This is a genomic window from Pseudomonas sp. GW821-FHT02C04 (genome assembly GCF_059421845.1).
Genome location: NZ_JBWKVT010000009.1, coordinates 35,067 through 50,450 on the forward strand (window position 1 = coordinate 35,067; position 15,384 = coordinate 50,450).

General features: G+C 62.7%; 3 protein-coding genes. All 3 read right to left on the reverse strand.

The features are described 5' to 3' along the window. Positions 1-17 precede the first annotated feature (17 nt). The 3 genes from AC07VV_RS25975 to AC07VV_RS25985 all read right to left on the reverse strand — a co-directional run bounded on the left by AC07VV_RS25975 (position 18) and on the right by AC07VV_RS25985 (position 15,032). Positions 18-1,055: a hypothetical protein gene (locus AC07VV_RS25975; RefSeq protein ID WP_495037879.1), complete on the reverse strand. Its 1,038-nt coding sequence runs from the start codon at positions 1,053-1,055 to the stop codon at positions 18-20. A 31-nt stretch (positions 1,056-1,086) separates the two neighbouring features. Further along, complete coding sequence (locus AC07VV_RS25980) at positions 1,087-1,911, reverse strand: alpha/beta fold hydrolase (protein WP_495037880.1); 825 nt, start codon at positions 1,909-1,911, stop codon at positions 1,087-1,089. A gap of 122 nt (positions 1,912-2,033) precedes the next feature. Next, positions 2,034-15,032 (reverse strand): non-ribosomal peptide synthetase, encoded by a 12,999-nt coding sequence (locus tag AC07VV_RS25985; RefSeq protein ID WP_495037881.1) that lies wholly within the window; start codon positions 15,030-15,032, stop codon positions 2,034-2,036. Between the last annotated feature and the right edge of the window lie 352 nt (positions 15,033-15,384).

Here is a 15,384-nt window from a genome sequence, read left to right on the forward strand (position 1 = left end):
ACATACAGCCGGAGCCGTCACCACTCACTCGGCTGACACCGGTCAAGGATGTCGTCCAGTTCGTCTGTCGCTTCGCGCTCGAGCAAAAACTGCGTCACCTCTTGCGACCACTCCGTGTCCGATACGGTGCCGGCCCAGGCATGGGTTTTTGCCGAATGGCAGGGCCGATCATCGAAGTTGTTGATCAAGGCCTGGTTCAAGGTTCGCACATCAAATCCCGGATTCCTTTCGCTTTGCAGCATCAGGGAATTGAACACCCGCTGTTGAGTGTCGGGATTTGGTCTGAGGGGGTAGGTTTTAGTTGAACTCAAAACGATAAACGTCGGTTTGACGTTTTCAGCCAGTGCGGCCTGCAATCGATAGTGACCGTCGATAATCACGTAAGAACACAACGCGCCGACATACCACAGCAAGACAGGGGGCAGGCTGTCCTCTCTCGCCTTCTTGCGCCACCACTTCATACGCCCGGCATACGGATCGACCGTGTGCAGACCGATCAGATTGCCCAGATCCCAGTCGAGCCACTCCACCGGTCGTGGCTGAATATTGTCGAGAATGCCGTCGCCACGAGCTGACCATATCGGTAAATGACTGGTCATCTCTTGCTCTGTCGAGAAATACCAGTTGCTCACACCATCGCCGCGTTGTCTTCGCACCGCCACAGGCATCATGGGCCGTGCCACCCAGTGCCCGGGATAAAGAAAGTCCGCCTGATGTTCCATCAATTGGTTGATGAAGTACCGGCTCCAGACTTTCATTCGCTGCCCGACGGGTAAATGACGGTGGTGTTCGACCTGCGCCGAGTCAATGGCCGGAACGAGTGGCGACTCCCATTGCATCGGCAACGGATTGCGCACCAGCCAGGCACCGTAATACGAACTCGCCATCGTCCCCCAAAGCAAAGGGGTCTCGTTGAACATCAGTTTCAGGCGAGCATTGTTGCCCGTCCGCAGATGCAGTTGCGGTTTGCCCTGAGGCGGGCCACTGATCTCGATGCTCAGCCCACCCCATTGTCCTTGCAGATCTTCAAGATCGCGCCAGAAGAATTGCTTCACGCCAGTCCCTTAAATGAAATTCCGTGCGCAATTACAGCGTATTTCGATTGCGCTCACTCAAAAAACTGAACAACACCTCCGTCACAAACTCCGGATTCTCCAGATTGGAGATATGCCCAGCCTCGGGTACCAGCACACACGGGCAGCCGATCAGCTCGGCCATTTCCTGTGCTTCCGACGGTGGACGGGGTTTGTCCTGATCGCCGCAGACCACCAGTGTGGTCGCCGCATTCAACTCGCCCAGTCGCGGCAACAGATCATCACGGCCAAACGTGATGCGCCCCATCGGCACGATGCTTTGACGCAGGCGATCAGCGGAATAACCCGAGAGTTTTGCGCGGAAATCCTGATACAGCGCAGACTGCGGATCGATGCCCGGACGGAAGAAGATCGGCACCACGATATCGAGCAACTGCTCGGAGATCTCGCCGCTTTCTTCGATCTGCTTGAACAGGGAAAAGTAATACTGACGGGTCGGCTCCGGCTCGACGCCGACGTAGGTGTCCATCAGTACCAGACCGTTGAGCCGCTGCGGTACCGACAGAGCGAGACGCACGCCCCACATGCCGCCGACCGACAACCCGACCAGTGTCACCCGGTCAATCTCCAGATGATCGAGCAAGGCCAGCGTCTGACGTGCGATGTCATCCAGAGACGTGGTGCCTTCAGGCAAACGCCCCGATTCACCATGGCCCCAGAGGTCCAGCGCAATCACCCGATAGTGAGGCGACAACGCGGCGATCTGCGGTGCCCACATGGCCTGATCCCACAGGTAACTGCCGGCCAGCAACACCGCCGGACCTGTGCCTTGATCAATGTAATGAAGCGCTTGTCCGTCCACCGTGAAGAAAGGCATCGACTACCTCCGCGACAAAAAAAAGAGAACCGGCAGCCTGAGCTGCCGGTTCTCGATCGTCAACCTTGGAAATGTACGTGAATGTACCGGTTGAATTGTGTTGAACGCACAGGCGCCGAAGACTACAAACCTTCCAGCGCCGCCATCAGATCATTCAACCGATCCACCTTCTCCTCGGTAATGTCGCTGGCCGCCAGCCCTTCGATGTACTCGGCCAGTTCCTCCACCGTGCTGCACTCGAACATCGCTCGCAGCGGCACATCCCGTTGCAGGGTTTTCTGTACCCGCGAGGCGATTTGTGTGGCGAGCAGCGAATGGCCGCCGAGTTCGAAGAAGTTGTCGCGCACACCGACCTTCTCGACCTTCAGCACCTCGGCCCAGATATCGGAAAGGGTCTGCTCAAGATCGCTGCGCGGCGCCAGGTAATCCTGGCTCTGCAACTGGCCGATCTCCAGCGCCGGCAAGGCCTTGCGGTCGAGTTTGCCGTTGGCATTGAGCGGCAACCGGTCGAGCCACAACCAGTGCAGCGGCACCATGTATTCCGGCAGTTCGGCGCGCAGGCGCTGCTTGATCCGCTCCAGCCGTTCGCTCGGGTTCAGCGCCGTATCGGCAGCGACAAGGTAGCCGACCAGATGCTTGCCGTTGACGCCTTCCTGCACACCCACCGCGCCATCGCGAACTTCCGGTTGTTCATGCAGACGCGCTTCGATTTCACCCAGCTCGATCCGGTAACCGCGAATCTTCACCTGATGGTCGACCCGACCGACATACTCCAGCACGCCGTCGCTGCGACGGCGTGCCAGGTCACCCGTGCGATACAGACGCTCGCCCGGCGCACCGAACGGATTCGGCACGAACACCGGCGCAGTGCGCAGCGGATCGCTGACATAACCACGACCGACACCGGTGCCCGCCACGCACAACTCACCCACCGCTCCCAGCGGCACCAGATCCAGCGCGCCATCGAGCAGGTACAACAAGTTGTTGTCGGTCGGCGTACCGATCGGCAGGTAACTGCCGCGAGTCGATGCCAGGTCGACGCGGAAGAACGCCACGTCGTCCGAGCACTCCGCCGGGCCATAGGCGTTGACCAGACCGATCTCCGGATAACGCAGCAGCCACTGGTGCGCCAGTTCGGGCGGCATCGCTTCACCGGTCGGCAGCATCCAGCGCAGACCGTCGAGGCTCAGGCGATCCGAAGCGAGCATGCCCTGGATCAGCGACGGCACGCTTTCCAGCACGGTGATGCCTTGCTGTTGCACATGCACCAGCAAGCCTTGCGGATCATGGGCGATGGTGTTCGGCACGATGTCCACCCGCGCACCGAACAACGGCGCGGCGAGGAACTGCCAGACCGAAATGTCGAAGCTTTGCGAAGCGGTCTGGGCAATCACATCGGCGTCGCTCAGGTTCAGGTACGGCACCTTGCTCAACTGGTTGTTGAGCATGCCGCGCTGCTCGACCATCACACCTTTCGGCAACCCGGTAGAGCCCGAGGTGTAAATCACGTAGGCCAGGTTGTCCGGGCCGCTGAAGATGCCCGGATTCGCCGACGACACCGCGCCCGCCTGAACCTCTTCCCACACCAGCAAGCGTGGACGGTTGGCACAGCTGAACTCGTCCAGCAAAGTCTTCGCCTGTTCACGGCAAGCCTCGGTGCACACCAGCACCGGCGTGCGGCTGAGCTCAATGATCCGTTGCAGACGCTGGCTCGGCAGGCCTGGGTCCAGCGGCAGGTAACCGGCACCGGCTTTGAAGCTGCCGATGATCATGCCCAGCAGATCCAGATTACGTTCACCGAGCAGCGCCACCGGTTGATCCATCTGCACCCCGGCCGCAACCAGTGCATGGCCGAGACGGTTGGCGTTGTGGTTCAGTTGCTCGTAGCTCAACTGCTGATCGAGGCAACTGGCGGCGATGCGTTGCGGATGTTGCGCGACCTGGGCTTCGAACAGCTCGACGTAGCTCTGCTCCAGCGGATAGTCGTGTTCGCTCTGGTTGCAGCCGTGGAGCAGGAAGTCCTGTTCATCAACGCCCAGCAGCGGCAGGTCAGCCATGTCGCCATGGAAGCCGTCGACCAGTGCCAGCAACAGACGCTTGAACTCGCCGAGCATGCGCTCGATGGTCGACTCGTCGAAGTAGCGCTGGTCGTAAGACAGATGCAGACCGAGGTCGTCGCCCGGGTAGCACACCGCCGTCAACGGGAAGTTGGTGTGGGTACGGCCCGAGTCCGACGTCGCGTTGAGGCTCTGCGCACGGTCCAGCACCGAGACTTCCACCGGGGCATTTTCGAACACGAACAGGCTGTCGAACAGCGGCTGGCCTTTCGGCAATTCGCTCTGTTCCTGGATGTTCACCAGCGGCAGGTATTCGTACTCGCGCAGTTGCATGTTGCTGTCGAGCAGACCGCTCAACCACTGTCGCACGCTGGCGCGCTGATCGTCCGCCGGGATCTGCACCCGCAGCGCGATGCTGTTGATGAACAGGCCGACGGTGCGCTGCATCTCCGGCATTTCCACTGGACGCCCGGCCACGGTCACGCCGAACAGCACGTCGCGGTCACCGCTCATGCGTCGCAGCACCAGTGCCCACGCCGCTTGGGCGAAGGTGTTGATGGTCAGTTGATGGGCCTGGGCCAGCTCACGCAGACGGGCGCCGTCCTCGACATTCAGTCGCGTGTAGCGGTCGCCGACGATCATACCGCCGCTTTCGCCCGCGTGTTCACGCAGGAACGGACGGTCGCTCGGGATCGGCGTGGTGCGCTCGAACCCTTGCAGATTCTGCTGCCACCACTGACGCGCCTCGGCCAGGCTCTGGCGTTGCAGCCAGCCGATGTAATCGCGGTAGCGCGGCGGCACCGACAATTGCGCTTCGCGGCCTTCGCCCAGAGCGGTGTAGATCTCGAAGAAATCATTCATCAGCAACGAACGGCACCAGGCATCGATCAGGATGTGGTGGTTGCTCATCATGAACCAGTAACGCGCCGCGCCGACCTTGATCAGTCGCAGGTGGAACGGTGCCTGATTGAGCAGATCGAACCCGGCTTCGCGCTCGGCCTTGAGCAGCGCTTGCAGCTTCGGCTCCTGCTCGGCATCGGCGATGGCGCTCCAGTCCAGGTACTCGATCGGCGTGCGGCCCGGCGTATGAATCACTTGCAGCATGTCTTCGCCGACGTTCCAGCAGAACGACGCACGCAGCGCTTCATGACGGGCGATCACCGCTTGCCACGCCTGGGCGAAACGCTCGGGGTCGAGTTCGCTGTTGATGCGATAGCGATCCTGCATGTAGTACAGACCGGTGCCCGGCTCCAGCAAGGTGTGCAGCAGCATGCCTTCCTGCATCGGCGTCAGCGGGTACACATCTTCGATGTGCGCCGCCGGCACCGGCAGTGCGTCGAGTTGCGCCTGGGTCAGTTTCGCCAGCGGGAAGTCCGATGGCGTCAGGCCGCCGGCCTCGTCTTGCAGGCAATGTTCGATCAGGCTCTGCAACTCGCCGACGTAGGCATCGGCCAGGTCGTTGATGGTCTGGGCGTCGTAACGTTCGGCGCTGAAGGTCCAGCGCAGCAGCAGTTCCCCGCCGTACACCTGACTGTCGACGCTCAACTCGTTCGGCAGTGGTGCGTGCGGATCGTGGGCGGCACCGACCGATTCATCCAGCGGACGGAACAGCGCATCGCTGCCGAAACTCTGGTCGAACTGGCCGAGGTAGTTGAAGGTGATCGGTGCGTTCGGCAACGCTGCCATGCTCTGACGGCTGACGTCATCGGCCAGATAATGCAGCACACCATAACCGAGGCCTTTGTGCGGAACAGCGCGCAGTTGTTCCTTGATCGCCTTGATCGAAGCGCCCTGCCCGACGGCTTCTTCGATGTTGTGCGGGGTCAGGCGCAACGGATAAGCACTGGTGAACCAGCCGACGGTGCGGGTCAGGTCGATCTCGTCGAACAGGGTTTCACGGCCGTGGCCTTCCAGTTGAATCAGTGCCGATGGCTGACCGTTCCAGCGGCACAGCACGCGGGCCAGCGCGGTCAGCAACAGGTCGTTGACCTGCGTGCGATAGGCGCTCGGTGCCTGCTGCAGCAGTTGTTTGGTTTTTTCTGCATCCAGACGCACGCTGACCGTTTGCGAATGGCGATTCTCGCGACCGCCCTCAGGACGTTCGCACGGCAAATCGGCATTCGGGCCGGCCAGTTGCGCTTGCCACCAGCTCAGTTCTTCACGCAGGGATTCACTGCCGGCGTAGGCCTGCAAGCGTGCCGCCCAGTCCTTGAAGGCGCTGGTTTTCGCCGGCAGTTTCACTGACTGATCGGCGTCGAGCTGGCGATACACGGTTTGCAGATCGTCGAGCAGCACCCGCCACGACACACCGTCGACCACCAGGTGATGAATCGCGATGAACAGTCGTTGTTGATCGTCCGGCCCATCGACCAGCACTGCACGCAGCAGCGGGCCTTGGGCAAGGTCGAGACTGCGCTGGGCGTCGGCGAACAGTGCGGCGCACTTGTCCATCGATGGCACGCGAACCTGCCACAGCACGGCGGCATCGGTCACCGGTTGATGGGTTGCTTGCCATGCGTCGTTAACCTCGCTGAAGCGCAGACGCAAGGCGTCATGTTGCTCGATCACCGCCAGAAAAGCCTGTTCCAGACGATGCGGTTCCAGCGTCGCAATCGGCTCAAGCAGCAACGCCTGGTTCCAGTGTTGACGCTCGGGAATCTCGGTGTCGAAGAACCAGTGCTGGATCGGTGTCAGACGCGATTCGCCGGTCACCAGCCCTTGCTCGGCAGTAACGGTTTCACTGCGACTGGCAACAGCGGCCAGCGTCTGTACAGTCTGGTGCTGGAACAGATCGCGAGGGCTGAAGTGAATGCCCTGCTGACGCGCGCGGCTGACCACTTGAATCGACAGGATCGAGTCGCCGCCCAGTTCGAAGAAGTTGTCGTTGAGGCCGACCTGCTCGACGTTGAGCACTTCGCACCAGATCTGCGCCAGGGTCTGCTCCAGCTCGTTGCTTGGCGCCACGTAATCCTGACGATTGAGCTCCGGGTCCGGCGCCGGCAAGGCGCGGCGGTCGAGCTTGCCGTTGGCGGTCAGCGGCATGCTGGCCAACAGAATCAAATGCGTCGGCACCATGTAGTCCGGCAATTGCGTCTTCAGGTGCGCCTTGAGGGCTTCGCGCAGTTCGGCTTGCTCGGCTTCGCTTCGCGAAGCGACCTCGGTTACGAGATAGCCAACCAGTTGCTTGCCGCTCGGCGCATCCAGCGCCAGCACCACGGCTTCGCGGATCGAAGCGTGATCGAGCAGGCGAGTTTCGATCTCGCCCAGTTCGATCCGGAAACCACGGATCTTCACCTGATGGTCGATCCGCCCCAGGTACTCCACCAAGCCATCGGCGCGCTGGCGCACCAGGTCGCCGGTGCGGTACATGCGCCCGCCATCGGCGGCAAACGGGTCGGCGACGAAACGTTCGGCAGTGATGCCTGCACGCTCGTGATACCCCACCGCCAGACCGACGCCGCCGACGAACAATTCGCCGGTCGCACCTTGCGGCACCAGTGCCAGATCGGCGTCGAGAATGTAGGCCACGCGATCACCGATCACGCTGCCGATCGGCACACTGCCGGCGCCCTCTTCCAGCACTTCTGGCGCGAGACTGGCCAGCGGCATGACCACGGTTTCGGTCGGGCCATAGGCGTTGAAGAACAGGCTCGGTTTGAACGCTGCACGAATCCGCTGCAGGTGTTCGCCGGTCAGCGCTTCGCCGCCGGTGATGATCATGCGCACCGGCAGGATGTCGTTTTGCGTCGCGAGGAACTGCGCCAACTGGCTGCCGTAGCTCGGGGTGAAGCCGAGAATATTGATCCGATGTTCACGGATCAGGCCGCAGATTTCTTCCGCATCCCACTGACCCTGAGCACGCAGCACCACCTGCGCACCGCTGAGCAGCGGCACCAGCAGACGCTCGGTGGCGGCGTCGAAGTTGATCGAATAGAAATGCAGCTCGCAGTCGTCCGGACGCATGCCGAAGCGCTCGATCACCGCCTGGCAGTGCATGGCGATTTCACCGTGGGACACCACCACGCCTTTCGGCTTGCCGGTGGAACCCGAGGTGTAGATCAGGTACGCCTGATGCTGCGGCAGGCTGATAAACGGCAGCTCGGTAGCCGGGTAATCGGCCAGCGCGGCGCTGTCGTCTTCCAGGCACCAGCGCGCCACGTTCGGCGGCAGTTCGCCGAGGGCTTTGAACATCGCGCGGTCGCTGAGCAGCAGGCCGACGCGGCTGTCTTCGATCATGTAATGCAGACGGTCGAGCGGGTACTCCGGGTCCAGCGGCACATACGCACCGCCAGCCTTGAGGATCGCCAGCAGGCCGACGACCATTTCCAGCGAACGCTCCAGCGCCAGACCGACCCGCACTTGCGGGCCAACACCGCGCTCGCGCAGGGCCCAGGCCAGACGATTGGCACGGGCGTCGAGTTCGGCGTAGCTCAGGGTCTGCCCGGCAAAGGTCAGGGCCGGTGCGTCTTTGCGCGCCAGTGCCTGCTCGGCGAACAGGTGATGGATGCATTGATCGAGATGACGCTCGCCCGGTTCGACGCCAAGGCTGTCGAGCAATTGCTGTTGCTCAGGCGCATCGAGCAGCGGCAATTCGCTGAGGCGTTGCTGCGGGTTGGCGATCAACGCTTCCAGCAGATTGCGCCAATGTTTGGCCATGCGAGCGATGGTCGGCTCGTCGAACAAATCAGTGCTGTACGTCAGGCAGCAACCAAGGCGATGGTCGAGGTCGGTGACTTCCAGATTGAGGTCGAACTTGGTCGCCCGCGCATCGTTGGCCAGGTACTCGACGGTCATGCCGGCGAGCATGCGGCTTTGCTGGAATTCCCAGCGCTGCACGTTGCACATCACCTGGAACAGCGGGTTGTAGGCGGCGCTGCGCGGTGGCTGCAACGCCTCCACCAGATGGTCGAACGGCAGATCCTGATGGGACTGACCTTCGATCACCGTGTGGCGCACTTGCTCGAACAATTCGCCGACCGACATCTGGCCGTCGAGCTGGCAACGCAGCACCTGAGTGTTGAGGAACGCACCGATCAGGCCTTCGCTTTCCGGGCGGATACGGTTGGCCACTGGCGCACCAATGCGCAGATCGGTCTGGCCGCTGTAGCGATAGAGCAACGTTGCAAGTGCGGCGGTCATGGTCATGAACAGGGTCAGACCGTTCTGCGCGTTGAATGCCCGAACGCGCGCGGCGAGATCGTCGCTCAGGTCGAAGCGGAACAATTCACCCTGGTGGCTTTGCACTGGCGGACGCGGACGGTCGCCCGGCAATTCCAGCAGTGGGTGTTCGCGGCCAAGTTGTGCGGTCCAGTAGTCGAGCTGACGCTGACGCTCGCCGGACTCCAGCCAGTTGCGCTGCCAAACGCTGTAGTCGAGGTACTGCACCGGCAGCGGCTCCAGCGGCGAGTCGCGGTCATCGACGAACGCTTCGTACAGTGCGCTGAGTTCCCGGGCGAAGATGTCCATCGCCCAGCCTTCGGTGACGATGTGGTGCAGGGTCAGGACGAAGTAATGCTCGTGCTCGGCGGTCTTGACCAGGCAGGCGCGCAGCAGCGGGCCGGTCTCCAGATCGAACGGCAAATGCGCTTCATCGTCGGCCAGTTGCTGGACTTTCTGCTCGCGCACGTCGGCGGCGAGTTTCGAGAAATCCTTCCAGTCCATGCGCACGCCGGTCTCGGCATGCACTTGCTGACGGGCCACGCCATCGATACTCGGGAACGTGGTGCGCAGGGTTTCGTGACGCAGGATCAGCGCTTGCAACGCTGCCTCGAAACGCCCGACATCCAGCACGCCACGCAGACGCGCCATGCCGCCGACGTTGTACGCCGGGCTGTCCGGTTCCATCTGCCAGAGGAACCACATGCGCTGCTGGGAATAGGACAGCGGCACCGGTTTGCTGCGATCAACCTTGTCGATCGGCGGCTGTTTGTTGGTGCGGCCACTGGCCTGGATCTGGCGGATCTGCTCGGCGAAATCACCCAGTTCGCTGTGTTCGAACAAGGCACGCAGCGGCAGCTCGACGTCGCAGGCCTGACGGGTGCGAGAAATGATTTGCGTGGCCAGCAGCGAGTGACCGCCGAGGGCGAAGAAGTCATCGCGCAGACCGACTTGCTTCAGGCCCAGCACTTCACGCCAGATCGCAGCGATCTGTTGTTCCAGCTCGGTGACCGGCTCGACATGTTCGCGCACTTGCCATTGCGGTTCGGGCAAAGCGCGGCGGTCGAGTTTGCCGCTCGGGCTCAGGGGCATTGCGTCCAGACGCATCAGTTGCGCCGGGACCATGTATTCCGGCAGCTCGGCAGCCAGTGCGGTTTTCAGGCGAGCGATCTGCGCGTCCTGATCTTCATTGGCATCGGTGGCGGTGAAGTAGCCGATCAATTGCGGGCCGGCGACGGTTTCACGCACCAGCACGGCGGCCTGGGCCACGCCTTCCTGAGCGAGCAGACGGGCTTCGATTTCTTCCGGCTCGACGCGGAAGCCGCGTAGTTTGACCTGCTGATCGAGGCGGCCTAGGTATTCGATCACGCCATCGTTGGTCCAGCATGCGCGGTCACCGGTGCGGTACAGACGCGCGCCCTGCTCGCCCAGCGGATCGACCACGAAACGTTCGGCGGTCAGCGCCGGGCGGCCGAGGTAACCACGGGCCAGGCCGATACCGCTGATGCACAGTTCGCCCGGCACACCGGCCGGCACTGGATTGAGATCGTTGTCGAGCACGCGGCAGACCACGTTGCCCAGCGGACGGCCAATCGGCGAACGCTCGCCGTCGGCCACGCTGCAATGCCAGTGGGTGACGTTGATCGCGGTTTCAGTCGGGCCGTAGCGGTTGTGCAGTTGCACCGCCGGCAGTTGCGCCAGCACGCGGTTGCGCAGTTCCGCCGGCAGCGCTTCACCGCCGGAGAACACGCGACGCAGGCTGGTGCATTCGGCGCTCAACGGTTCATCGATGAACAGCGAAAGCAGCGGCGGCACGAAGTGCAGCGTGGTCACGCCGTACTGCTGAACCAGCTGCGCGATGCGATGCGGATCGCGGTGTTCACCGGGGCCGGCGATCAGCAGGCGCGCGCCGGTGATCAACGGCCAGAAGCATTCCCACACCGACACGTCGAAACTGATCGGCGCCTTTTGCATCAGCACGTCGGTGTCGTTCAGGCGATAGGTGTTCTGCATCCATTGCAGGCGTTCGGCCAACGCCGCGTGGGTGTTGCCCACGCCTTTCGGCTGGCCGGTGGAGCCGGAGGTGTAAATCACGTAGGCGAGGTTGTCACCGTGCAGGTGCAGGCCTGGCGCCTGGCTCGGCCAGTTTTCCAGGTGCAGGGTGTCCATGGCGATCACGCTGACGCCTTCGCTGGCCGGCAAGCGGTCGAGCAATGCAGTCTGGGTCAACAGCAGTTCGACGCCGCTGTCGCTGAGCATGTAGGCCAAGCGTTCAGCCGGGTAATCCGGGTCCAGCGGCACGTAGGCGCCGCCGGCCTTGATGATCGCCAGCAGACCGATGAGCAGTTGCGGCGAACGCTCGGCGGCGATGGCCACACAGACATCCGGGCCGACGCCTTTGTCGCGCAGGTAATGGGCAAGACGGTTGGCCTGGGCGTGCAGTTCGGCGAAGTCGAGGCTGCCGCCGTCCCACACCAGCGCGGTGCGATCAGGGGTCTGACGGGCCTGTTCATTCAGCAGCTCCGGCAGCCATTGCTGAGCCGGCGTGCATGGGGCGACGCTCCATTCGTTTTGCTGAGTGTGTTCGGCGGCGGTCAGCAGTTGCAGGTCGCCGATGGTTTGCTCCGGGCACTCGCAGACAGCGCGCAGCAAGTTGCTGAAATGCTCGGCGAGACGCTCGATGGTCGCGGCGTCGAACAGTTCATCGGCGTAGTCAAAGGACAGCGTCAGACGACCATTTCGATCTTCTTCACTGTGCAGTTGCAGGTCGAACTTGGCCTCGCGGCTGTGCCACGGCAGTTCCTCGGCGAGCACGCCCGGCAGACGCTTGAGCGCACTCAGGTCGCGTTGCTGGTGGTTGAACATGACCTGGAACAGACCTTGTTCGCGAGCCTGCGGGAAGGCTTCGAGCAGTTGTTCGAACGGCAGGTCCTGATTCGCCTGAGCACCGAGCGCAGCCTGACGGGTTTGCGCCAGCAGTTCGGTGAACGGCAGACGCGAATCGACGTCGGCGCGCAGTACCTGAGTGTTGATGAAGAAGCCGATCAGGCCTTGGGTTTCCAGGCGCGGACGGTTGGCGTTGGGCACGCCGATGCGAATGTCGCGTTGACCGCTGTAGCGATGCAACAGGCTTTGGAAAGCCGAGAGCAGCAACATGAACGGCGTGGATTGATAGGCCTGGGCAGTCTGGCGAATGGCGTCGCTGAGGCTGATTCCCAGACGAACGCTGTGGCGTGCGGCGCTGTGAACTTGCTTGGCAGAACGTGGATGATCGGTCGCCAGCTCCAGCGTCGGATGCTCATCACCCAACTGCGATTTCCAGTACGCCAGTTGTCGCTCGCCCTCGCCTTGCGCCAGCCACTGGCGCTGCCAACTGCCATAGTCGGCGTATTGGGTGGGCAGCGGCGCGAGTTCGGCGCGCTGGCCTTGGGAAGCGGCGGCGTACAGGCGCGAGAACTCGTCAATCAACACGTTCAGCGACCAGCCGTCAGCGATGATGTGGTGCATCGTCACCAGCAGTTGGTGATCTTCGTCGTCGAGGCGGACCAGCGTCACCCACAGCAGCGGGCCTTTCTCCAGGTCGAACTGGGTGCGGGCTTCGTCCTCGCGAATCTGTTGTGCGCGTTCCTCACGCTCGGCGGCCGGCAGATCGCTGATGTCGATCAGTTGCAGGTTGAACTCGCCCGCCGCTTCGACCTGTTGCAGGGCCACGCCGTCGCGCTCGAAGAAACGCGTGCGCAAGGATTCGTGGCGCTCGATCAGTTGCTGGAAACTGGCGCGCAGTGCGTCTTCGTCCAGCTCGCCGCGCAGGCGCAAGGCGCCGGGAATGTTGTAGGCGCTGCTTTGCGGGTCGAGTTGCCAGGTGATCCACAGACGGTTTTGCGCCAGCGATTGCGGCAATGCTTCGGTACGCGACAGCGCAGTGATTTCGCCCTGGGCGCTACCGCCGTCCTGTTGCTGTTGCGCCACGGCAGCGGCGAACGCGGACAGGGTCGGCGCTTCGAACAGCAGGCGCAGGTTCAGCTCCAGGCCCAGCTCTTCACGGACCTTGGCGATCACCTGAGTTGCGGCGATCGAGTTGCCGCCGAGCAGGAAGAAGTGATCGTCGGCGTGGACTTGCTTGACGTTGAGTTGCTCGGCCCAGACCTTGCCGATCAGGGCTTCCAGCTCGGAGGCGGACGCGGTCGATTCGCTGATTTCAGCGGTGGCCGACGGGAACACCGCGTAGCTGTCGAGGCTGCCGTCAGCCAGACGATTGCGGCAGGCCGAACGTTGCAGCTTGCCGCTGGAGGTCTTCGGCAGCGCACCCGGGTTGAGCAGCACCACCACGCTCGGCGCTTCCTGATAGGCCTCGGCCACCGCCTGACGGATGGCTTTGATCAGCGCTTCGGGCGGCAGAATCTTCTGCACGCTGCGGCTGATTTCCGCCGCGATACCGATGCCTTCTTCACCATTTTGATTGACCGCGAACGCCGCGACGCGGCCCTTGCGCACCACCTCCACTTCGCTCTCGACAGTCTTCTCGATGTCCTGCGGATAGAGGTTGTGGCCGCGCACGATCAGCATGTCTTTCAGGCGACCGGTGATGAACAGTTCACCGTCGCGGACAAAACCCAGGTCTCCGGTCCGCAGCCAGGTCTGGCCGGTGTGCTGGACGAAGGTCTTGGCGCTGGCCTCGGGGTTGCGCCAGTAGCCGTGGGCAATGCTCGGGCCGGTGGCCCAGACTTCACCGACGGCGTTGTCGGCCAGTTCTTCGAGGCTGCTCGGCTCGACGATCAGCACCGCATGATCGGGCTGGCTGATGCCGCAACTCATGATCGGGCTGCCCTCGCCCGGCTCGGCACGGTTCTGGGCCAGGGCTTGATCGTCGACGCGCAGGGCCGGAATGCCCGTGCCACGAGGAGTGCCGGCGACGAACAGGGTCGCTTCCGCCAGACCGTAGGACGCCATGAAACTGTTTTCGCTGAAACCGCACGGAGTGAACTTCTCGGCGAAGCGTTCGAGGGTGTCGAGACGGATCGGCTCGGAGCCGGAATAGGCCACGCGCCAGCGGCTCAGATCGAGACGTTCCAGTGCCGATTCGCTGACCCGCTCGCTGCACAGTCGGTAGGCAAAGTCAGGGCCGCCGCTGATGGTGCCGCCGTATTGGCTGATCGCTTCGAGCCAGCGCAACGGTCGGCCGAGGAAGTACGCCGGCGACATCAGGATGCACGGCACGCCGCTGAAGATCGGTTGCAGCAGACCGCCGATCAGGCCCATGTCGTGGTACAGCGGCAGCCAGCTGACGATTACATCGTCCGGGTTCACGTCGATGCCGAAGCCGTGACGGATCAACAGTTCGTTGGCCACCAGGTTGCCGTGGCTGACCTGCACACCTTTGGGCAACGCGGTGGAGCCGGAGGTGTATTGCAGGAAGGCGATGTGATCCTGCGGCAAGCTCGGCTCGACCCAACGCTCGGCCAGTGCACTGTCGAGGGTATCGACGCACAACAGCGGCGGTGCGCCTTCGATTTGCTGCAAGGCGTCGCGCAGGTCGGCGCTGGTCAGCAGCAGACGCGGCTCGGCGTCGGCAATGATCGACAGCAAGCGTTCCTGATGGTGACGCTTGGCCGATTCCGGCGGATAAGCCGGTACCGCGATCACGCCCGCGTACAGGCAACCGAAAAACGCCGCGACGTAATCCGGGCCGCTCGGAAACAGCAGCACCGCGCGATCACCGAATCCGGCCTCGGCCTGCAACGCCGCCGCGATGGTCCGCGCGCGCTGATCGAGTTCGCGATAACTGAGCACCACAGCCTGCTCCTCGGTTTCAGCGAGAAAGCGCAAGGCCAGCCGGTCCGGCGTCAGGGCCGCGCGGCGCTGGAGGGCTTGGACCAGGGTGCTGGGGAGTTCGAACGCGTCGGTCATGAGGTTTCCTGCCTGAATTCGGCTTGCTGGTGGAATCGGGTTTGCTGCGTCACGCCCATCGAGGGCGTGCAGGGCGCGGTCTTTGCCGACCACGCAAGGCATTGGAATGCTGTATGGCCGGGGCTGTGTACCCGGAACCATTCACCAATGAGAACGGATGACGTCTTGAAATAATTAGTCGGCAGGCTGGATCGCCAATGGGGCTGGGCGCTTGGACGAGTGCGGCGGCGTGTCGCAGTTCACGGATCGCACCGTTATGGATCATTAGTTCTCTTTCTCAATTGACAATCATTATCATTCAACATAATTTGTCGCTCGATGTGTAGGACGGCCCCGTCCCCCAGGCGTCCCA

What these genes read in the sequence shown, in the direction of transcription:
- AC07VV_RS25980 (WP_495037880.1), bottom strand. Translation starts at nt 1,911, where the DNA reads ATGCCTTTCTTCACGGTGGACGGACAAGCGCTTCATTACATTGATCAA.
- AC07VV_RS25985 (WP_495037881.1), bottom strand. Translation starts at nt 15,032, where the DNA reads ATGACCGACGCGTTCGAACTCCCCAGCACCCTGGTCCAAGCCCTCCAG.